Source organism: Brevundimonas sp. UBA4553, assembly GCF_002387245.1.
In the GTDB taxonomy this organism is placed as follows: domain Bacteria; phylum Pseudomonadota; class Alphaproteobacteria; order Caulobacterales; family Caulobacteraceae; genus Brevundimonas.
Genome location: NZ_DGLD01000002.1, coordinates 347,237 through 367,475, shown reverse-complemented (window position 1 = coordinate 367,475; position 20,239 = coordinate 347,237). Strand labels below are relative to the sequence as shown.

Annotated in this window: 16 protein-coding genes; 3 read left to right on the top strand and 13 right to left on the bottom strand. The window is 65.7% G+C overall.

Features of this window, described 5'->3' with window-relative positions:
- Positions 1-131: 131 nt before the first annotated feature.
- The 6 genes from B4A39_RS03175 to B4A39_RS03150 form a co-directional block, all read right to left on the bottom strand.
- On the bottom strand, positions 132-1,022 hold the full coding sequence (locus B4A39_RS03175; protein ID WP_292033175.1) for a hypothetical protein: 891 nt from the start codon (positions 1,020-1,022) through the stop codon (positions 132-134).
- The gene (locus B4A39_RS03170; protein ID WP_292033173.1) at positions 1,019-3,547 is read right to left on the bottom strand and encodes a fimbria/pilus outer membrane usher protein; all 2,529 of its coding nucleotides are present in this window, start codon (positions 3,545-3,547) and stop codon (positions 1,019-1,021) included. The genes B4A39_RS03175 and B4A39_RS03170 overlap by 4 nt, the downstream gene beginning before the upstream one ends.
- A 2-nt stretch (positions 3,548-3,549) precedes the next feature.
- Complete coding sequence (locus B4A39_RS03165) at positions 3,550-4,296, bottom strand: fimbria/pilus periplasmic chaperone (protein WP_292033171.1); 747 nt, start codon at positions 4,294-4,296, stop codon at positions 3,550-3,552.
- Between the two features lie 114 nt (positions 4,297-4,410).
- The gene (locus B4A39_RS03160) at positions 4,411-5,010 is read right to left on the bottom strand and encodes a hypothetical protein (protein WP_292033169.1); all 600 of its coding nucleotides are present in this window, start codon (positions 5,008-5,010) and stop codon (positions 4,411-4,413) included.
- Between the two features lie 93 nt (positions 5,011-5,103).
- Positions 5,104-5,709, bottom strand: a complete 606-nt coding sequence (locus B4A39_RS03155) for a hypothetical protein (RefSeq protein ID WP_292033168.1) — start codon at positions 5,707-5,709, stop codon at positions 5,104-5,106.
- A 234-nt stretch (positions 5,710-5,943) separates the two neighbouring features.
- The gene (locus tag B4A39_RS03150; protein WP_292033167.1) at positions 5,944-8,097 is read right to left on the bottom strand and encodes a malate synthase G; all 2,154 of its coding nucleotides are present in this window, start codon (positions 8,095-8,097) and stop codon (positions 5,944-5,946) included.
- Between the two features lie 103 nt (positions 8,098-8,200).
- Here B4A39_RS03150 and B4A39_RS03145 point away from each other — a divergent pair, with 103 nt between their 5' ends.
- Entirely contained in the window at positions 8,201-9,091 is an 891-nt protein-coding gene (locus B4A39_RS03145; protein ID WP_292033165.1) for a LysR family transcriptional regulator, read from the top strand.
- 159 nt (positions 9,092-9,250) lie between these two features.
- Here B4A39_RS03145 and B4A39_RS03140 read toward each other — a convergent pair whose 3' ends face one another.
- Positions 9,251-11,716, bottom strand: a complete 2,466-nt coding sequence (locus tag B4A39_RS03140; RefSeq protein ID WP_292033163.1) for a S9 family peptidase — start codon at positions 11,714-11,716, stop codon at positions 9,251-9,253.
- 169 nt (positions 11,717-11,885) lie between these two features.
- On the opposite strand from B4A39_RS03140, the gene B4A39_RS03135 reads away from it, so the two are divergent.
- Both B4A39_RS03135 and B4A39_RS03130 read left to right on the top strand, forming a co-directional pair.
- Complete coding sequence (locus B4A39_RS03135; protein ID WP_292033162.1) at positions 11,886-12,587, top strand: CoA transferase subunit A; 702 nt, start codon at positions 11,886-11,888, stop codon at positions 12,585-12,587.
- Positions 12,588-12,590: 3 nt separating this feature from the next.
- Complete coding sequence (locus B4A39_RS03130; protein WP_292033160.1) at positions 12,591-13,241, top strand: 3-oxoacid CoA-transferase subunit B; 651 nt, start codon at positions 12,591-12,593, stop codon at positions 13,239-13,241.
- 85 nt (positions 13,242-13,326) lie between these two features.
- Here the strand turns inward: B4A39_RS03130 and B4A39_RS03125 are convergent, their stop codons facing one another.
- From B4A39_RS03125 to flgK, 6 genes are all read right to left on the bottom strand, one after another.
- The gene (locus tag B4A39_RS03125) at positions 13,327-13,947 is read right to left on the bottom strand and encodes an ABC-type transport auxiliary lipoprotein family protein (RefSeq protein WP_292033158.1); all 621 of its coding nucleotides are present in this window, start codon (positions 13,945-13,947) and stop codon (positions 13,327-13,329) included.
- Positions 13,944-14,882, bottom strand: a complete 939-nt coding sequence (locus B4A39_RS03120; protein ID WP_292033156.1) for an MlaD family protein — start codon at positions 14,880-14,882, stop codon at positions 13,944-13,946. Before B4A39_RS03120 ends, B4A39_RS03125 begins: the two co-directional genes overlap by 4 nt.
- Before the next feature lie 15 nt (positions 14,883-14,897).
- The gene (locus B4A39_RS03115) at positions 14,898-15,665 is read right to left on the bottom strand and encodes an ABC transporter ATP-binding protein (protein ID WP_292033334.1); all 768 of its coding nucleotides are present in this window, start codon (positions 15,663-15,665) and stop codon (positions 14,898-14,900) included.
- A 20-nt stretch (positions 15,666-15,685) separates the two neighbouring features.
- Complete coding sequence (locus B4A39_RS03110; RefSeq protein WP_292033154.1) at positions 15,686-16,804, bottom strand: MlaE family ABC transporter permease; 1,119 nt, start codon at positions 16,802-16,804, stop codon at positions 15,686-15,688.
- 106 nt (positions 16,805-16,910) lie between these two features.
- Positions 16,911-17,849 (bottom strand): flagellin, encoded by a 939-nt coding sequence (locus B4A39_RS03105; RefSeq protein ID WP_292033152.1) that lies wholly within the window; start codon positions 17,847-17,849, stop codon positions 16,911-16,913.
- On the bottom strand, positions 17,846-19,960 hold the full coding sequence (gene flgK / locus B4A39_RS03100; RefSeq protein WP_292033150.1) for a flagellar hook-associated protein FlgK: 2,115 nt from the start codon (positions 19,958-19,960) through the stop codon (positions 17,846-17,848). The genes B4A39_RS03105 and flgK overlap by 4 nt, the downstream gene beginning before the upstream one ends.
- Positions 19,961-20,239 lie beyond the last annotated feature (279 nt).

The window sequence follows — 20,239 nt, the reverse complement described above, 5'->3', positions numbered from 1 at the left end:
CATCCAGACCGGCGGGAATCCCTGAATGTCGACTGGACCTAGCTCCCCCGAACTCACCAAAAATTGTCAGCCGTGGTGCGAGGTCCCAGGATACCTGAACCACGGCTGTTTTTGTTTGCAGACCTCTGACCTCAGCGGCCGAGATCGGCCGCGATGCGAACCGTGACCCAGTCAGAGTATCGACCGGCTGGAACGAGAGGCAGATCGCCAACCTTCGCATTGAACCGAATGACCTCCGAACCGCCAGGGACGTAGCCATAGCGAGCCACGCGTTCACTGCCGCCCGTCAGGGCGACGCCGCCCAGCATCGGATCATAGGCGACGCTGCCGGACGTGCGTTCGCGTTCCAGTTTCCAGTCATTGTCCGACGACAGGACGATCCGATAAGGCGTGTTGGCGTATGTCCTGAAGGTAATGGCATTCTGCGCCTGAGATCCGCTGTTCAGCACACCCAGGTCCAGGGTCGTGCCGCTGCCTGCAGCGAGGCCGACGAAGGGACGCACCCGCACGATGATATCCAGATGGTCGCCTGCACGCCCACGTTTTTCCGAAGCCGCCAGACGAACGCGTGTCTTGTAGTCGCCTGGAGCAACATCCTGCCCCGCCGGGACCGTCAGAATCAGTTCGCTGTCGAGCCCGCCGCCGGTGCCGTCGACCTGCACATCGCCGACCTTGTCGCTGTCTTCCGCTCCGGATGGCCGAGGTTGAGATGAGCGTCCCGCCCTCAGATTGGCGCGCAGAACGCCGCTGGGCGATTCCAACAGAATGCTGGAGCCGATTGGTTGGCTCCCACCTGCATCCGCCATGATGACCACCGCGACGTCCTCGCGTCGGCAGTCCCGGTTGGCGACGATGCGCAGCGGAGCGTTAAGCCGGAGGTCGGACTGTTGAAGGCCATCATAGTCGGCGACAAGTTGACCGCCCGTCACGCTGACGGACGTGACCTCACATTCGGCCATTGCGGGCCTAGAAACGCCGAAGGTAGCAGCGGTGGCCGCAAGCAGCCAAAGCACAGGCTTCATGGCGCGTTCTCCTCATTATTAGGTCTCAAAGCGCCGATACGGATCAGGTTGCCCTGTTCCTTTCGGATTTCCATATCAAAATTCAATCCGCCGTTCATGCTTAGCCGCCAACGCCCCGGTGCCAGACCGGATGCACCAAAGCGTCCCACGCGGTTGGTGAACATCTGGACCTCGGGCGCGCCTTGAATATCCAGCGACCGAGCGATCCCGAACGCGAGCGCCAACGGAGCGCCGTCAGGACCCAACAGTTCGCCGGTGACGGTGACATTGAAGTCAGAGCCCACGACCCGCGAGAAGCCGGAGTCGAGCCAAGGATAGAACTCGAAATGGCCCAGCCCCAAATCATAACCGATGGGTGCATCCGCCACATCATAGGGAATGGTCTGGCTGGAATAGGAAGACAACGGCACCAGAGCCGGACCAAACATGCCGGAACGGGCGATCGCGTCCTGGGTGAAGGCCGCGCGGATTTCAACCGGCCGGCCCTCCAGGCTTTCATGCGGACGAATGATCGCGAAGGAATCATACAGACGCCGCCCAACGGCGACGCGGCCATTGGCGAAGGCGATCGAGCCTGTGGCGCGAACGGACGTGGTCTGCCCGACGATCTCATTTTCGGTCTGATCGAAGGCTGTCTGATGCGACAGTTCGAGGTCGCCGCGGTTGCCGAGGTAGGCGATGGTCCCGTTAACGGCCAGGTCGTCGCGCGTCCGCTGCAAATCCGCAGTTATGGCGTAGTCGTTCAGCGAGCGCTGAGGCGCACGCGTATAATTGGCGCGCAGCCGCTCCTGGGCGGTTTCGTACGACGCCGCCGCGCTGGCTCTCACGCCGAAGCGGTGGATGATTTCAAAGCGAGCGCTCGTTTCATCCGCCACGCCGCCCTTCTGGTAGGTAACGCCGAAGGTCAGATTAGTGTTGGGTGAGAAATCGTAGGCCACGAAGGTCGAGGCGCCATAGCGATCCTTCTCGCTGCCCCGCCCCTTGGAATAATCGGCGCCGACGGACGCGTTCCAGCGCTCAGCCAGCGGCTGAGAGTAACGAACCAGCGCCGTGTAGGCGAAAGGATTGTTCGGATCGAGAACATCCACAGACCCGAAATTTCGGCTGCGGGTCTCGAACGACGCATCCAAGCGACGCACGCCCGAAAGTTCCGGCAGTATCTTGGTGTAGCGATACTCGACACGAGCGGCGTAGCCCGATCCTCCGCGCGACGTCTCGCTCATGGACAGGTCGGTCCTGAACAGACCCATGCGTGTCCCGAACACAGCTTCAGCGCCGATCTGCTGGATATCCTGCATGATCTGGAAATTGCCGCCCAGCGTCAGAACCTCATTGACGCCGCGCCGATAGTAGCCGGACGTAATAGCCTGATCGCCGCGATAATCACGGCTGCCGTTCTCGAAGGGCGCGCGCACCCCGAACTTGAAATCGAACTCGTCGACCCCAGGAGCCAACAACAGCAGGTCCGAGAAGAAATCGAAGCTGACGACTTCACGTCCGCCCAGTTCATCCAGGACGACCAGTTGAACATTGTTGGCGCCGGCCGTCAGCGGCAGATCGGCCACGTCATAATTGCCCGGCGCGAGTTGCAGGGTCCGAACGCGCGATCCGTTGATATAGACTTCGACCGTCGCGTTGCGCTCCAGCGTCAACCTGCGCGCGGAGGTCGAACTGACGCTGCGCCCGCTGGTGAACCCGCGATAGTAGCGCTGCACGCCCAGACCCGCGACGCTCTCCTGCCCCTGGAACGACACGGGATTGGAGCTCAAATCCCCGCCGACCCAGCGCAGGTTCTTTCCGGGCTGATCATAGGTGAGGCGCGACGCCTGACGAATGAAGGGATCATCCAACGAGGCGTCATAGCTAAACTGATTTTCGAAGGCGAAACGACGGAACAGGCGGCCGTTGAAATCAAGATCGACGCGCGGCGTCTGGAGGCCCGCATCCTGACCTTCATGAACATAGTCCAGCGACGCACGATAGGACAGATAGGCCGAAAATGCCGACGACAGATCGGGGCCGACCACCGGGTCTTCGCTATTGCTGAACCCGAGATCGACGCGCTGGCTCTGGCGCGCGCTGTTGGGAAGTTGCAGTTGAAGCTCAACCAAGGCCGGATCGTACACAATCCCGAAGCCAAGCGAGCGTAGGGCGTCCTCGGTCAGCCATCCATCGGCCTGCGCTTGGGCCGCCAGAGCGTTGCGGACATCCGGCGTCACGACGCGGGACAGCGCATTCTGGAAATCCTGGCCGGAATACAGGACAGTATCGTCGGGCGTGATCTTGATGCCGACCTGGCCCAGCGGCCCCCGCTCGCGCAGCGGCACATCCAGAATGACGTCCCGCGACGTCGGGTTCAATTTCTGGCTCGGTGCCTGAGTGACGATCGGCGTATCCGTCGCCTGGTCATAAGCCGCAGCCGCAGCCGCTTCGCTGCGCGACTGGAAGGCCAGCAGCGTCGCGGAACATAGGGCGACATCGCGGAAACGGCGCCCCCGCCCCGCGCGTTCGGTGGAAAGGCTCAACCTCATCGCGGCGCAGTCGGGGTATAGGTCCAAGTGATCACGCCATCAGCCGGGACGTCTGCGACAGGCATGAACATGGTGCGCGAGCCGGCAGCCGGGACCAGCCCCAGCCCAAAGGCGGCCGACAGGTCCTGGTCTGTCAAGATTTTGCGCCAGGTGCCGGAACGCAGCTCGATCTGGGCGCCCGAGATGAAGGCGTGTTTCGCCCCCTGGTTCGCAAAGCTGACCAGAACGCCGTTCTCCTCGCCGATCTGCGAACGTTCGACCTGGCTAATGCTCACCTCGGCCTTGGCGCCGGGCGGGCTGACAGCCACGACCGACTGGACGGCGTAATAGAGCTGGACGCCCGTGGTGCCCTCAGCGATTTCCACAGGCAGTTCAGACGTCGTGAACATGAACAGCTTGGTTTTGGCGATCTGCGGGTCTCCGACCCAGCGGACCCGGAAATTCTGACGGCCGCCCGGCGCGATGATCGCCTGAGGTGGGAAGATTAGGAAATCGTCGCCGGCGTCAGCCTCGGTCTCTACGGCGCCGCGCTCGGGCACATTGAGCTTCTCGACGGTCAGTTCGACGGTGACGGGCGTATTTCGATCGTTGACGACCTCGACGGTGGCGTTGGCCCCGGCGCCGGCCGTCGTCATTTCAATGACGATCGGCTTCACCAGAAGAGCAAGAGCAGGCCAAGCCGCAGCGATCGCCGCCAAGGCGCTCGCACAACCAACAGCCGCGAACCAGGTGCGCAGCGACATTCGAAATCCCCCAAAAAAACGCAGGTAAGCCTACGAAGGTCGCCCTACCGGCCTTAAATCCCCGTGAAGACAGCCTGGCGCACAATCATGCGCCAGGCCGCATTCAGGCCATGATTAGGCCTTGGGCGTCATGGTGACTACCACGTTGTCCGTGTAGTCGCCCTGCAGCAGGAGCTTGTCTTGGGGGTCAACCGAGAAGCGAAGCGTGGCCGAACCTGCCCGCGCCGTGCTGCTGTCCAGCAGGGTACGCTGGCCGGTCGTAGCGAGCAGGTGGCCGTCGCCGCCACCGCCAAAGTTCAAGCTGTAGGCATAAGGGATGACCGTCAAGAAATCGTTGGTCGAGCCCGTGAACGAGCCGCTGTACTTCATGCCGCCATTGGTCGAGGTGGCCTTGACGGTGAACGGCGCGTTGCAGACAGCGTGGTTGAACACGAAGCTGATCGTGGCGGCACGAACCGTGTTGTCGCTGGGGTTTTGGACATCCATATTGAAGGTGCGGTCGCCTTCGGCCAGGCTGATCGAACGGTTCGAACCGGCAGCGTTGACTTGGCCAGCATCGTTGTTGTTCGTGCCGAACTTGCAGAACGACGCAGCCTTGGCGTTGACGTCATAGGTAGCGACGCCGTCGGCGTAGGTCTTGCCCTGCCAGGTTTGAGCCATGACCGGAGCGGCCAGGGTGGACAGAGCCAGAGCGGCCATCAGGATCTTTTTCATGTCTTCTCTCCAAGTGATCGCCGCCGCGTCATGCGATGGCTTTTGTTCGCCGGTTTCCCGGCAATGCCGCTATCCGCGTAGGAATGCGGTCATTCAGTCACGCTCTCCCCCTCCCAATCGGGGTTGAAGCGTAAGTGTGAGGGTGTCGCTGTAGATGCCGCGCAGAAGCGGCTGTCCGTCACGCGCTACCGAAACCTTGATCGAGCCCGCGCCTTGGACCACGTCGTCCGTCGCGATGGCCGTTTTACATCCGCCGCGCCGCTCCATGGCCGCGCTGCCGCAGCTCATGACGCCGCCGACGCCGCCCGGCAGGCGAACCTCGGCGCTATAGGCGATGGACCGGCGGAACGCCGCCGTCGCCGCGCTGACGCCCTTGAAATCGAGCGACCCGTTAAGAGAGCTCAGCTTCATGTCGAAGGCTGCGTTGCAGTCGACTGCGAAAGGCAGATAGATCGAAGCGTCGCGGGAGCCGCCCGTGGCGTCGTCCAGCACGTCGAACTCGTCCTCATGAACTGTCTGGCTCAGCGCGCAGCTCGGCGCGACTTCGCCGACTACCTTGATGCGCAAGCTATTGCTTACGTTGCCCGGCAACGACGTATGAGCCGCAGCAGGCGACGCGCCGGCAGCCGCCGCCAACGTCAGACCGACAAGGCCGACACGCAAGACATCACTGCCAAAGGCATTACCCAGCCAACCCACAAGAAGCCTCCCCGAACCGCTAACGGTCGCTCCCCCGCCATCAGGAGGGGGTTTCGTTGTCAGCGTTCCAAGAGACGTGCCATCCCATTTTGGCACATGCCCGCAGCGGGCAAGACCTCAGCCCCGGCCCGCAAGCGTTAATGAAACGTTAACGACCGCGGTTCTACGAGCGCCGTTAAGGTTTGACAAGCTTTCGCTTCATTTTGGGACAGCGCGGGTATTTTCTGTGGGAAATCAACCGGCCTTGGCGCGGCGCCGCCAGGCGGTCAGCAGGTGTTCGGTATAGCCGTTGGGCTGCTCGCGTCCCTTGAACACCAGATCGCAAGCAGCGTTCCACGCAGGACCATCGTAGCCAGGGGCCAGCGGGCGATAGGCGGCGTCCCCAGCGTTCTGATGATCGACCACCACCGCCATCCGCTCCAGCGCCGCCTTTGCCTCGCCCTCGGTGACCACGCCGTGGCGCAGCCAGTTGGCTAGGTGCTGACTGGAGATGCGCAGCGTGGCCCGGTCTTCCATCAGCCCGACGTCATGGATGTCCGGCACCTTGGAGCAGCCGACGCCCTGATCGATCCAGCGCACGACATAGCCCAAGATGCCCTGCGCGTTGTTATCCAACTCCTGCCGAATCTCATCGGCGCCCGACGCCTCCGTCGCGAACGGCGGGGTCAGCAGCGGCGTCAGTCCGGTGGCGGCACGTTCGGCGATCTCGGCCTGACGCGCCCAGACGTCGACCTCGTGATAGTGCAGGGCGTGCAGGGTCGCCGCCGTCGGCGACGGGACCCAGGCGGTCGAGGCCCCCGCGCGCGGATGCCCCGCCTTGGTCGCCAGCATCTCGCCCATGCGGTCGGGCGCGGCCCACATGCCCTTGCCGATCTGGGCGCGCCCCGACAACCCGGCCTTCAGGCCGATGTCGACGTTGCGATCCTCATAGGCCTTGATCCAGCCCGTGTTGCGCACGGCCTCCTTACGGACCACCGGCCCGCCCTCCATCACTGAATGGATCTCGTCGCCGGTGCGGTCCAGGAAGCCGGTGTTGATGAAAGCCACCCGCCCCTTGGCCGCCGCGATGCAGTTGGCCAGGTTGACGCTGGTGCGCCGCTCCTCGTCCATGATGCCCATCTTCAGCGTCAGCGGCGGCAGGCCGACCATGGCCTCGACCGCACCGAACACCGCATCGGCGAAGGCGACTTCCTCCGAGCCATGCATCTTGGGCCGCACCACATATATGGAGCCCGCCGGGCTGTTGCGCTGATCCGCCGGGCGCTTCAGGTCGTGCAGACCGATCAGGCCGGTCATGGCGATGTCGAGCAGGCTTTCCGGAATTTCGCGCCCCTCCCCGTCCAGCACAGCGTCGGTCGCCAGGTGCAGGCCGACGTTACGGACCATCAGCAGGCTGCGCCCCTTCAACGTCAGGACTGAACCATCGACCGCCGTATAGGCCCGGTCGCCGTTCATGCGTCGCTGCATCGTCTGGCCGTCCTTGACGAAGCCCGCCGACAGGTCGCCGCGCATCAGACCCAGCCAGTTGGCGTAGACTAGCCGCTTGTCCTCGGCGTCCACGGCCGCGACGCTGTCCTCGGCGTCGGCGATGACCGACAGGGCCGCCTCGACCACGACGTCGGCCACGCCCGCCGGATCGGAGCGCCCGATGCGGTGATCACGATCGATGACGATCTCCAGATGCAGGCCGTTGTGGTGCAACAGGACGCCCGAGGGCGCCGCCCCCTCGCCCGCATGGCCGACAAAGACCGCCGGATCGGTCAGCCCCGTGGTCCGCCCGCCGGACAGGGCGACGATCAACCGCCCGCCTTCAACACGGTATTCCACGGCCTCGGCATGACCGCCCTCGGCCAGAGGCGCCGCCTGATCCAGTAGGGCGCGGGCGCGGGCGATGACCCTGCCTCCGCGCTCGGCGTCATAACCGCCACCCTTGGGTGCCTCGCCCAGAGCATCCGTGCCATACAGCGCATCATACAGACTGCCCCAGCGCGCATTGGCGGCGTTCAGCAGATAGCGGGCGTTGGTCAGCGGCACGACCAGCTGCGGCCCGGCCATCGCAGCGATCTCGGGATCGACATTGGCCGTCTCGGCACGAACATCCGTGCGTTCGGGTTCGATGTAGCCGATCTCGCGCAGGAAGGCCTGATAGGCCTCGGGGTCCGGCTGGCCGGGATGGGCGCGGTGCCAGTCGTCCAGCTTCGCCTGCAGATCATCGCGGCGCGCCAGCAGCGCGCGGTTCTTGGGTCCATAAGCATCCAGCAGCCCTTCCAGCCCGGCCCAAAAGGCGTCGGGCGTCACCCCCGTACCCGGCGCGGCCTCGTCGCGGACAAAGGCGTCCAGTTCGGCGGCGACGCTCAGGCTTCCGTGGCGGACATATGCGGTGGACATGGCGGTCTCTCCTTGAGCCTGAACCCTAGCGGCGCGTCCGCCGCCTAGCCACGGCGAAGATCGACGCCTATCTTTGCACAAACAGCAACGATGAGGCCCCGCCATGCTGGCCGAGTATGAGATCTTCGTCCGTGCGCTGGAGGAAGGCAGCCTGTCCGCCGCCGCCCGGCGGCTGGACCTGTCGCCGGCCGTGGCCTCGCGGCGACTGGCGCGGCTGGAAGATCGGCTGGGGGTGCGACTGATCGAGCGCACCTCGCGGCGACTGGCCCCGACCGAGGCCGGACGGCTGGTCTATGACCGCGCCATGCAGCTTCTGGACGGGGTCGAGGATCTGGAGGCCCTGGTGTCGCGCCGCACGACCCAGGCGCGCGGCCTGCTGCGGGTCTCGGCCCCGACCTCGTTCGGACGACGACGACTGGCCCCGCTGCTGACACCCTTCCTCGAAGCCCACCCGCGACTGACACTGGAACTGAACCTGACCGACGCCTTCGTCGACCTGATGGCAGAGGACGTCGATGTGGCGGTCCGCATCGGCAGCTATGAGGCGGGCGATCCCGCCATGCACCGGCTGGCCCCCAATCGACGCGTCCTGTGCGCCGCCCCCGCCTATCTGGCGGAACACGGCGCGCCGCAGACCCTCGACGATCTGCGCGCCCACGCCCAGTTGGCGGCCGAGAACCAGTCGGCCTGGCGGCTGGAAGGCCCCGACGGTCCCGTCACCTTCCGCGCCCGCAGCCGGGTGCGGACCAATTCATCCGAGGTGGCGCGTGAACTGGTGCTGGCCGGCGCCGGCATCGCCCTGCGCTCGACCTGGGACGTGGGAGATGAGCTGCGCGACGGGCGGCTGCAGGTGGTCCTGCCGCAGTATGCGGGGGCCTCGGACGTGGCCATCTTCGCCCTGACCGCCGGACGGGCCCGCGCCGAAAACCGGGTGCGCGCCTTCATCGTCTTTCTGGCCGGCCTCTATGGCGATGTGCCAGAATGGGACAAATGACGCCTTCCTTCTCCCCTTGAGGGAGAAGGTGGATTGCCAAGCAAGACGGATAAGGGGTGCTAAGACGCCAGGCTCACGGCATCCCATCGAAGGTCGCGCCGACACCCCTCATCCGGCCCTCACGGGCCACCTTCTCCCTCAAGGGGAGAAGGGTCCGTATTACTGCGCCGTCGTCGCCGTTTTCGGCTTCAGGTAGCGATCCAGCCAGGTGACCATTTCCCACTGGGTGTGGCCGACCGATTCCCGCGCGCGATAGCCGTGGGCTTCCAGCGGCAGGACGACATAACGCACCGTCGCGCCATTGCCCTTCAGCGCCGCATAGAAGCGCTCGGATTGCACCGGGAAGGTGCCCGAGTTGTCGTCGGCCCCGCCGTGGATCAGCAGGATCGGCTCATTGACCTTGTTGGCGTAGGTGAAGGGCGACATCTCCGTATAGGTCTCGGTCGCCTCCCAGTACGACCGCTGCTCGGCCTGGAACCCGAACGGCGTCAGCGTGCGGTTATAGGCGCCCGAGCGCGCGATGCCCGTCTTGAACAGGTCGGTGTGGGCCAGCAGGTTGGCCGTCATGAAGGCGCCGTAGGAGTGCCCGCCCACGGCGATCCGGTCGCGATCGGCGACGCCCAGGGCCACCACCGCATCGACCGCCGCCTTGGCGCTAGCCGACAGTTGCTCGATGTAGGTGTCGTTTGGCTCCGCCCCGTCCTTGCCGATGATCGGCATGGTCGGATCGTCCAGGACGGCATAGCCCTGGGTCAGCAGGAACAGGTGGCTGATGCCGCCGGGACGCACGAAGCGGTTGTCGGTGTCCACGACCTGACCCGCCACCGCAGCGTCTGTGAACTCAGCCGGATAGGCCCACATCACCAGCGGCAGCGGGCCGTCGCGATCCTTGTCGTAGCCGGCGGGCAGATAGAGGGTGCCCGACAACTGCACGCCGTCGTCGCGGGTATAGGTGATCAGTTCGCGCTTCACGTCGGCCAGTTGCGGCGCCGGATCGGGGAACTGGGTCAGTTGCGTCACGCCGCCGTCCAGGTCCCGCAAACGCAGGTTGGCCGGATCGACGCTGCTCTCGCGATAGGTGACCAGCTTGCGGCCGTTCTCGTCCAGAATGCCGACGACGGTTTCGAACTCGCCCTGGGCCGAACGCCACAGACGCTCGGTCTCGCCGGTCTTCAGGTCCAGCGTGTCGAGGAAGGGATACTCGCCCTGACGCGTCGCGCCGTCGCCCTCAACGAAGACCTTGGAGCCGTCGGCGGTGAAGCGGATGGTCGAACGGCCGCGCGCGTTCGGCTCGACAACCACCGAGCCGGGGTCGTTGTAGCGGTCCTGATAGTTGCGATCGACCAGAACGCGGCCTGCGCCGGGGTTGGACGGATCGACCAGGGTGCGGGTCTCGTGGCGGGTGTTGAACCAGCGCGTGTTGACGATGGCGACATCTTCGCGGCCCCACTGCACGCCGGCATAGCGCTCCTTGAGGTCGATCAGGGTGCGCGGACGGTCGTTGAAGGGCGCGGGCAGCATGAAGACCCGGTCGCGCACCTCGGCGGCGTTGCGCGGGTCGCCGCCGTCCTGGGCCTCGACCCAGACCAGGGTGGCGTCGGCGTCGGCGCGCCACTGGGCCGAGCGCGGGCCGGGGGCCACGGCGTCGAACGGCGTCGGCACGTTGTCGCGCAGCGGCAGATCGGCGACGCGGTGGACCTCGCGTCCGTTCAGATCCGTGATGATCACGTCGGCCGGGAACAGGCTGGCCGGGACGACGTAGCTGTAAGGCTTCTTGACCCGCGTCTGCAGGATGAAGCGACCGTCAGGCGACACAGAGGCGTTCAGGAAGACGCCGGGCTGGCCCAGGGTCCGGGCACGACCGTTCAGCGGCACGATGGTCAGCTGGCTGGTGAAGTAGTGCTCGAACAGGGCCTCGTCGCCCGCATCGGACAGCAGGTCCTGATAGGTCCGCACCGGGGCCGCACGGCCGCCGGTCTCGGCCACGGTGGGACCCGACGGCGGACGCGTCACGTCCGGCGCGGAACGACGGCCGGCGGGCACCGCCTGAACCAGAAGACCCGAAGAGTCTGGCAGCCAGCTGAAGCCCGAGCCGTTTGCGGCGTTGACGGTCGGTCCCGTCAGGCGGCGCGCCTGGGTCGAGGCCACATCGGCGGTCCACAGCTCCAGCCCGGTCGGGGTGTTCAGCAGGAAGGCCACCGCCTTCCCGTTCGGCGCCCAGCTGACAAAGGTCAGACGGGCGTTGGCGGGCAGCCCCGCCACGGCGCGCGCGGCGCCGCCCTCGACCGTCTGGAAGCTGAGACCGGTGAGCCAGGCGACGCGGCTATTGGCGGGGCCGTTGTTCTGCGGGTTCATGCGATAGCCGGCCAGGCGCAGCATGGGCTCGGCCAGTTCGGCGATGCTCGGCAGGCTGGAGCGGTCCTGCAGCAGCAGGGTCTTGCGATCCGGGCTCAGGCTAGCCGTGGGGTTGGGCTTGGCGTCCAGAATCTGGGCGATCGGCTGCGGCGGCTGCTGATAGGTCGGGGCGGCGGCTACGGCTTGCGCCGAGGCGGGCTGGGCCAGAGCCGGGACGGCGGCCAGCAGGACCACCGCCGGCAGGGCGGCTCGCAGGATCGTGTTGCGCATGAATTATTCCCCAGAGTTCCGCCGTCGACACGGCCTTGCCTGTTTAGACGAATGATTGCGGACAGGGTCAACCGTCAAGGTCGCCAACCGACGCTTGCTCCCCGCCCTCGCCCGCTTTAAGGACGGGATAAGACCGCAATATTCATCAGACGGTGAAAAAGGGAGAGCGATGCGCAAGATCTACGCTGACGTCACGTCCGCGCTGGAGGGCCTGACCTTTGACGGGATGACCGTCATGTCCGGCGGCTTCGGCCTGTGCGGCATTCCCGAAAACCTGATCGCGGGCCTGAAGGCCTCGGGCGTCAAGGGACTGACCGTCATCTCGAACAACGCAGGGGTGGACGGCTTCGGCCTCGGCCAGTTGCTCGAGACCAAGCAGATCGCCAAGATGATCTCGTCCTACGTCGGCGAGAACAAGGAGTTCGAGCGTCAATACCTCGCTGGCGAACTGCAGCTGGAGTTCAACCCTCAGGGCACCCTGGCCGAGCGCATCCGCGCGGGCGGCGCGGGCATCCCCGCCTTCTTCACCGCCACCGGCGTCGGCACCCTGGTCGCCGAAGGCAAGGAAGTGCGCAACTTCGACGGCCGCGACTACGTCATGGAAACCGGCCTGGTCGCCGACCTCGCCATCATCAAGGCCTGGAAGGCCGATGAGCGTGGCAATCTGATCTTCCGCAAGACGGCCCGCAACTTCAACCCGATGATGGCCACCGCCGGCAAGGTCACGGTCGTCGAGGTCGAGGAGATCGTGCCGACCGGTTCGCTGGACCCCGACTGCATCCATACGCCGGGCGTCTATGTCGATCGCCTGATCCAGACCGTATCCGAAAAGCGCATCGAACAGCGCACCGTCCGCCAGAAGGAGGCCTGATCCATGGCTCGTACTCGCGAACAACTGGCTGAACGCGCCGCGAAAGAGCTGCAGGACGGCTTCTACGTCAACCTCGGCATCGGCATCCCGACCCTGGTGGCCAACTACATCCCCGACGGCATGGTCGTGACCCTGCAGTCCGAGAACGGCATGCTGGGCATGGGCCCCTTCCCCTATGAGGGCGAGGAAGACCCCGACCTGATCAACGCCGGCAAGCAGACGATCACCGAGATCCCCGAGTCCGCCTACTTCTCGTCGGCCGACAGCTTCGCCATGATCCGTGGCGGCCATATCAACCTGTCGATCCTCGGCGCGATGGAAGTGGCCCAGAACGGCGACATCGCCAACTGGATGATCCCCGGCAAGCTGGTGAAGGGCATGGGCGGCGCCATGGACCTGGTGGCCGGCGTCAAGCGCGTGGTCGTGGTCATGGACCACGCCAACAAGCACGGCCAGTCCAAGGTCTTGAAGGCATGCACCCTTCCCCTGACCGGCACAGGCGTGGTCAGCCGCATCATCACCGACCTGGCTGTCTTCGACGTCAAGCCGGACGGCTCGGGTCTGGAGCTGATCGAACTGGCCGACGGCGTGACGCTGGAGGAGGTCGCAGCCAAGACCGAAGCTGACTACACGGTGGCGGCGAACCTGGGCTGAACCGCCCTGTTCCACTGAAAACAGAAACCCCGGCGACCGCGAGGCCGCCGGGGTTTTTCTTTGCGTTGAATGCTAGAGCCGGTCCTTAGCTCCGCGTCGCCTGGAAACCCTGTTGGTCGGTCCAGAGAACGATCTGGCGGCTGGCCTCGGCCGTGGCCCGGTCGAAGGCGGCGACGATGGCCGACTGGCGGTTTTCGCCCGCGCTCTCGCTGACCGAGATGCGGTCCTCGGCCACGATGGAGCGATCACCGGGCCGGACCAGACGCAGCAGCACCACGATGTTGGCGTCCGGCACGGCGCCCGGCGCGGCGTAGGCGGCCTCGAAGCGACGAACGTCCACGCTCAGCAACAGGCCGTCGCGCGTCAGCGGCCCGCTGCTCAGGACAGTACAGGTCGCGCCGTCGAGGAAGGCGTTGCGCAGGCTTTCCTCGAACAGGGTCTCGGCCGGCGACACCCAGCGCGCGCCCTTGATGTAGGCCGCCTCCGCTCCGGTTACGGCCAGCACACGGTCGCCGCGCGAGGCTTCGGGAAACTCCACGCGTCGCATGGAGACCTGGACATCGGGACAGGCCGAGGTCGCGCCGGTCCCGGCGAAGGCCGAGGCGCCGCCGAAACGGTACAGCTGGACGGGGTCGGGCGACGACAACAGGGCGCAGCCGGACACCGCGACGGAAGCGGCGGCGATCAAAAGGCTTGAACGGATCACGGCTGCACCTCGATTTCCCTGGACGGCGCCTTGGCGATGAAGTCGCGCGGGCTTTCACGCACGTTGTCGATCAGGGACTGCAGCGAACGCGTCGCCTGATCCAGCTGACGGATGGTGTCGTTCAACTGCGGCACGGTCTGGGTGCCGAAGTCGCCCAACGGGCCCTCCAGCCCGGTGGCCGAGCGGTTGATCGAGGCGATGGCGGCCTGGGCCTCCTGCGTCGCCTTGTTGATGTTGGCGATGGCCTGGCGCCCGTCCGTATCCACCAGTTGCCGCGTAGTGGCGCCCAGCTGCTGATATTCGCCGACGGCGGCGTTGGCCTTGGTGATCGTCTCTTCCAGCTGCTGGAACATGCCCTTGCGCGCTTCCAGTTCGGCCGTCAGCCCTTCGACGTTCTTGATGCTTGTGGAGAAGGACCGGATGTTGTCGTCCGACATCACGCGATTGATGCGGTTCAGGGCGTCCACCGTCTGGGCCAGCACGGTGCCAGATCCGCTCAGCAGTTCCGCGATCGGGCTGGGCTGGCTCTGGATCACCGGCACGACGTTCTCGGGGTACTGCGACTTCAACAGGGCGCTGTTGGGCTCGCCCGCGGTGATCTGGATGTAATTTAGGCCGGTAATGCCCTGCGGCTCCAGTTGGGCGCGCGAGGTGACGCGAACCGGCGTGGTGCCGTTCAGGCGAACCCGGGCGATGACCTGGTCGCCTTTCTGCGGGTCCAGGTTCAGGGCCGTGACCTCGCCCACGCGAATGCCGTTGAAGTGGACCTCGCCCCCTTCGGACAGACCACGCACCGGGCCGTAGAAGACGATGTCGTAGACATCGAAGTCATTGTTGAACTGCAATCGGGCCAGCCAGATCGTGAACACGGCCAGCGCCAGCAACAGGGCGACGGTGGCGATGCCGACGGCGGCGTAGTGGGCGTCTCTTTCCATCTCGTCCCGCTCTCCTCAGGCGGCGCTCTGGTGAGCGGCGCGACCGCGCGGCCCCAGGAAGTATTCCTTGATCCACGGATGGTCGGAACGCTCCAGTTCCTGAACCGTGGCTTTTGCGACAACATGCTTGTCGGCCAGCACCGCCACCTTGTCGCAGATGGCGTACAGGCTATCGAGATCGTGGGTGATCATGAAGACCGTCAGGTCCAGATCGTCCGACAGCTGACGGATCAGATCGTCGAAGGCGGCCGCTCCGATGGGGTCCAGCCCCGCGGTCGGCTCGTCCAGAAAGATCAGCTCCGGGTCCAGGGCCAGGGCGCGCGCCAGCCCCACGCGCTTGCGCATGCCGCCCGACAGTTCGGCGGGCTTCAGGTGGTGCGCCTCCGGCTTCAGCCCGACCATGGCGATCTTCATCTCGGCCAGTTCGCGGATCGTGTCGCGCGGCAGGTTCGTGTGCTCCACCAGCGGCGAGGCGACATTGTCGAGGACAGACAGGGCCGAAAACAGGGCTCCCTGCTGAAACAGCACGCCCGTGCGCCGCTCGATCTCGGCGGCCTCGGCCTTGGTCAGCGTGTCCCGCTCATAGCCGAACAGCCTCACCGACCCGCCTTCGGGCTGTTTCAGGCCGATGATCGAGTTCAGCAACACCGTCTTCCCGGTGCCCGAACCGCCCACCACGCCCAGAACCTCGCCCCGCTGCACGTCCAGGTCGAGATCTTCGTGGATCGTGCGGTCGCCGAACTGACTCAGCAGGCCGCGCACCTCGATGACGGTCTCGCGCATCGGCTTTTCGGTCGGCGCGCTCACAGGTTCAACTCCAGGAACAGCATGGCGAACACGGCGTCCAGGAAGATGATGGCGAAGATCGCCTGCACCACGGCCGCCGTCACGCGGCGCCCCAGGCTTTCCACATCCCCCGCCACAGACATGCCCTGACGACAGCCGATGGCGGCCACGACGACAGCGAAGACCGGCGCCTTGACCAGACCGACCATCAGGTGCGTGCCCATCATCGGGTCCTCGGTGACGCGCTGAACGAAGAAGGAGGGCCCGTAGGACAGCTCGCTCCACGTCACCAGCATGCCGCCGAACATGCCCGCGACCATGCCGACGAACGTCAGCAGAGGCAGCATCAGCAGCATGGCCGCCAGACGCGGGATCACCAGGGCCTGGAACGGATTGACGCCCATGACCTGCATGGCGTCGACCTCCTGGTTCATGCGCATCGAGCCGATCTCGGCGGCGAACGAGGATGCGGACCGGCCCGCCAGCAGGACCGAGGTGATGACCACGGCGAACTCACGCAGCACCGAGACGGCCACCAATTGGACGGTGAACACGCCGGCCCCGAACTGGGTCAGCAGATTGGCCCCCAGGAAGGCGATGACTGCGCCGATGAAGAAATTGGTCACGGCGATGATCGGGATGGCGTCCAGCCCTGAACGCTCCGCCTGACTGAACCAGGCGGGCCAGCGAATGGCGCCGGGATGTCTCAACGCCGAACCCACGGCCACGATCAGCCGTCCCAGGAAGGCCAGGGACAACATCGCCTCGGCCCCAAAGTCGTAAACGCCCCGACCGATCTTGGCGAAGGTGCGCGTCAGGGCGTGCGGGCGGCGAGGCGGCGGACTGGACTCGCGTTCCAGCTTCTCCACCATGGCGTAGATGCGACCCGCTTCCGGCCGGTCGCGCCAGGCGGATTTGGGTAGAGGCTGGGACAGGCTTTGAACGATGGCCAACGCCCCGGCCGTATCGAACCGGCCCAGGTCCTCCAGCACCAGCGCATCGACCTTGCGCCCGTCCAGATCGCTGGACAGGCGTCGCGCGGTCCGGGCCACGCCCATGGTGGTCCAGTCGCCCGTCAGGCGCAGTCTGGCGCCGCCTTCCGGTCCGTCCTCGATCTGGAAATCCGCTACGTCCATGCCCACCCTTTAGCCGAGCTTCGCCTGATCGCCCATGGCGAAGCTCGTGGAAGAGGCGAACGCGCCGAAACCGTTATCGTTCAATACGCAGGACGAAGGCTTCGGATCAGCTCAGATAGTTGAGCAGCGACACCTGACGCAGCTGGCTGATGACCTGGGCCGAGGCCTGAATGGCGATCTGGGACATCTCCAGCTCGGTCACCGCCTGGGCCATGTTGGCGTCTGTCTTGCCGGACAGGATGGTGTCGATCGAGATTTTCCGTCCCTCCTGCGACTCCAGCAGGGTCTCGACGCGGGCCTGCATGGCCCCGTTCCGTGACTGGACATCGACCACGCCCTTGGCCGCGTTCTCGAACCGGGTCATCAGGGTGGTCAGGGCGGTCTTCTGCGCGTCCGTCATCTGGCCTTCCAGCGGCGTGGCCTGATGCAGCAACTGCAGATCACGGAAGACGTCGAACAGCTCCTGACCGACCTCATTGGCCAGGAAACCCGTGTCCATCGTCACGTTCTCGTCCAGCCACGACTTCTGCTTCAGCGGGTCGTTGCGAAAGACGTCGCCCGCCGCCGGCAGCGCGGCCAGCTTCTCCAGATCCGTGCCGGCGGGGGCGGCGGGCATGACGACCGCCTGCTGGTCCACCGCGCCGCCCGAGAAGACGAACTTGCCCTGATGCTTCATGTTCAGGCCGTCCTGGGCCATCTTGAACTCGGTCTCCATCGCCGCCATCAGGCCGTCCATGCGCCCGGCGGCGATGGCGTTGGCGATGGCCAGGCGGCCGGCGGTCGCGGCGTCCGCCACCCGATCCAGCCCAAGATCCTGCGACGCCAGCCGATCGGCCACGGTCTTGGAGGTGTCGATAAAGCCCTGAATGCGCGTCTGGCTCGACTTCAGCGCGCTGACCGTTTCGGACGTTCGGCCGAAACCCACCAGATCGGTGGCGTTCTTCTTGGTGTTGACCTTGTTCTGCGCCTCTTCACCGCGCGATTGCGCCGACATCAGATGCAGCAGGGCCGACTGATAGTTTCCAAAGGTCGAAACGCGGGTCATCGCATCATTCCGATCAGGGTGTCGTACATTTCCGACGCGGCCTGGATCAGACGCGCCGAAGCGTTAAAGGCTTGCTGATAGGTCGTCATCAGCACCAGTTCCTCGTCCATGTTCACGCCTTCGGCCGAACTTCTCCGGGACATCGCCTCCTGATAGAGCGCGCCGGCGCTGGTGGCGCGGGTCTTGGCCGTGCTGGCCTTGCCGCCGATCTCGCCCGAAAATTCCGACGCATAGCGCGACAGGGACAGCGAACCGCCTGCCGCCCCGCCCGCCGCCGAGAAGATGGTGGTGTTCTGGTCCGCCTTGGACAACAGCCGGCCGCCGCTGCCGTCGTTGCGGCTCAGGGCGATCGTGCCGGGCGCCGCCGCGAGGTTGAGTTGAGCCAGGGCCAGGTTAGCCGGATCCTTGGCGATGTCGGCGCGGATCGAGAAGCCGCCGGCGCGTGCGGCGCGCGCGCCGCCCAGGCCGAACAGGTCGCTCATCGCCACGCCCGACGGAACCTGGGCGGTGCCGTCCTCCACCACTGACAGCGTCGAGGGCGGCGTCCCGTTGCCGGTGAAGATCAGCTCCCCGGCCGGATTCAGGCTGAAGCTGCCCTGATTGCCGACGCCGGTGACGGGATTATTCAACGCCGCGAGCATCTCGGACATGGTGCCCGCCCCTGCCGGCACGGCCACGGCGATGTCGCGAATGCGGGTTCCCGTGGCGTCGGTGAAGCGGAACTTGATCGTCTCGCCCGGGGTGAACCCGTGCTGGGACCCCGCCGTCAGGCCCGTGTCGTAGAGGGCGGGCCTCGCCGTCGTGACGAGGTCGTTCAGTCCGAAGTAGTGAGAGAAGCCGCGCCCGGCCTTCAGGCTCGGGTTGGTCGCGTCATCGGCGATGGCCACGCCGCTGCCGGCCGGGGCCTCGATCTTCAGCTGGCCGTTGGCGAAACTGGCGGTCGCGCCGCCCAGCTGCGCGTTGAGGGTGCTCAGGAAGGTCGCGGGCGTGGCCGCCACCCCGTTGATGGTCATGCCCCCGCCGGAAAAAACGATCCGGGCCGAGTTCTGGATCACGCCCTGGGCGTCCACCGTGGTGATGGTGGTCGTCCCGGTGAATCCCGCCAGCGCCGTCTCCAGCGACTGCCCGGTGTTGCGGCCGTTCAGCACCGATGGCGCCGGCACGGCGGAGGACGCGTTGTGCGCCCGGTTCAGTTCGTCGGCCAGGCGGGTCATCAACTCGCCCAGGCGCTCCGCGGCGGCCGGGGCGTCGATGTCACGCAGTTCCAGCAACCCCTTGAGCTCGCCCGAGGCCAGACCTTCGGTCAGCGGCCGCTTCTGACCATTGGGCTCCGTGACCATGATCTGGTTGAAGACCGTCTCGGACGACACCACGCCCGCCGGCTTGTATTCCAGTTTGGTCGCGCCCTGCCCCGCCAGCAGAATGCCCGCCCCCGTGCGCACCTCCACGCCGCCGACCGAGCGGGTGGTGATCCGGACGTCCATGATCTCGGCCAGTTCGTTGATCAGGGTGGCCTGGATCGTCTGGGCCCCGGTGGAATCCGTACCGACCACATTGGCCTTGGCGATGTCGACGTTCAGCTTCTCGATCTGCTCCAGCAGGCCATTGGTGCGATCCACCGCGCTGCGGATTCGGCTGTCGGCCTCCTCGCGCGCGCCCTGGATGCTCTTGCTGATGCGGGCCGCTTCATCGAACGCGGCCTGGGTCTTCCAGACGGCGTCCTGCCGCAACGCCCCCGAGGTCGCGTTCTCAGCGGACGTAGAGAAGGCGGCGAAGATGTTGTCGAGTTGCGAGAAGAAGCCGCTGTCCGCACCGGGATCGCCGAACAGCGACTGGATCTGGTCGAACAGCTCATAACGAACGGACTGCCGGCCGGCGTCGGCCCCGGCGGTCAGGCTAGCCGATTGAAGAAAGCGGTCCGTGGCCAGACGCATGCGGGCGATCTCGACCCCCGCGCCCATGCCCTGGCTGGCCACGGACTGCTGATCCGCAACCTTGCGGATATAGCCAGGCGTGTTGACGTTCGAGACGTTGTCGGAAACCACCCTCAACTGGGTCTGGGCGGCGTTCATGCCCGAGGTGGCGATGTTCATGATCGAGTTCAGGGACATCAGATACGGGCTCCATGCAGGGCCGCGCCCGGCAAGCCTTGCTGGCCTGCGCGCAAATCTTGCCCGGCTTTCCGGTCAGCCATTCTAGCCAATTCCTTGATTTTACTTATCATCGGCTTTTCAGCCCCTGTGCGTTCGCATCACAGGCCGCAAATCGCGGGCCATGCCGAACCCGCCGGCCCCGCTCGGCAAAAAGCGTAGCGGCGCGGCAAGAAAGACCGAGCCCGATCGAGGCGCCTCGCCCCCGCGAAATCGGTATTTGTCGATGATTTTCAAATA

Excerpts from the sequence above, each read along its gene's own strand:
- B4A39_RS03175 (WP_292033175.1), bottom strand. The coding sequence starts at position 1,022 with ATGAAGCCTGTGCTTTGGCTGCTTGCGGCCACCGCTGCTACCTTCGGC.
- B4A39_RS03165 (WP_292033171.1), bottom strand. The coding sequence starts at position 4,296 with ATGTCGCTGCGCACCTGGTTCGCGGCTGTTGGTTGTGCGAGCGCCTTG.
- B4A39_RS03160 (WP_292033169.1), bottom strand. The coding sequence starts at position 5,010 with ATGAAAAAGATCCTGATGGCCGCTCTGGCTCTGTCCACCCTGGCCGCT.
- B4A39_RS03150 (WP_292033167.1), bottom strand. The coding sequence starts at position 8,097 with ATGTCCACCGCATATGTCCGCCACGGAAGCCTGAGCGTCGCCGCCGAA.
- B4A39_RS03145 (WP_292033165.1), top strand. The coding sequence starts at position 8,201 with ATGCTGGCCGAGTATGAGATCTTCGTCCGTGCGCTGGAGGAAGGCAGC.
- B4A39_RS03140 (WP_292033163.1), bottom strand. The coding sequence starts at position 11,716 with ATGCGCAACACGATCCTGCGAGCCGCCCTGCCGGCGGTGGTCCTGCTG.
- B4A39_RS03135 (WP_292033162.1), top strand. The coding sequence starts at position 11,886 with ATGCGCAAGATCTACGCTGACGTCACGTCCGCGCTGGAGGGCCTGACC.
- B4A39_RS03130 (WP_292033160.1), top strand. The coding sequence starts at position 12,591 with ATGGCTCGTACTCGCGAACAACTGGCTGAACGCGCCGCGAAAGAGCTG.
- B4A39_RS03120 (WP_292033156.1), bottom strand. The coding sequence starts at position 14,882 with ATGGAAAGAGACGCCCACTACGCCGCCGTCGGCATCGCCACCGTCGCC.
- B4A39_RS03115 (WP_292033334.1), bottom strand. The coding sequence starts at position 15,665 with ATGCGCGAGACCGTCATCGAGGTGCGCGGCCTGCTGAGTCAGTTCGGC.
- B4A39_RS03110 (WP_292033154.1), bottom strand. The coding sequence starts at position 16,804 with ATGGACGTAGCGGATTTCCAGATCGAGGACGGACCGGAAGGCGGCGCC.
- B4A39_RS03105 (WP_292033152.1), bottom strand. The coding sequence starts at position 17,849 with ATGACCCGCGTTTCGACCTTTGGAAACTATCAGTCGGCCCTGCTGCAT.
- flgK (WP_292033150.1), bottom strand. The coding sequence starts at position 19,960 with ATGTCCCTGAACTCGATCATGAACATCGCCACCTCGGGCATGAACGCC.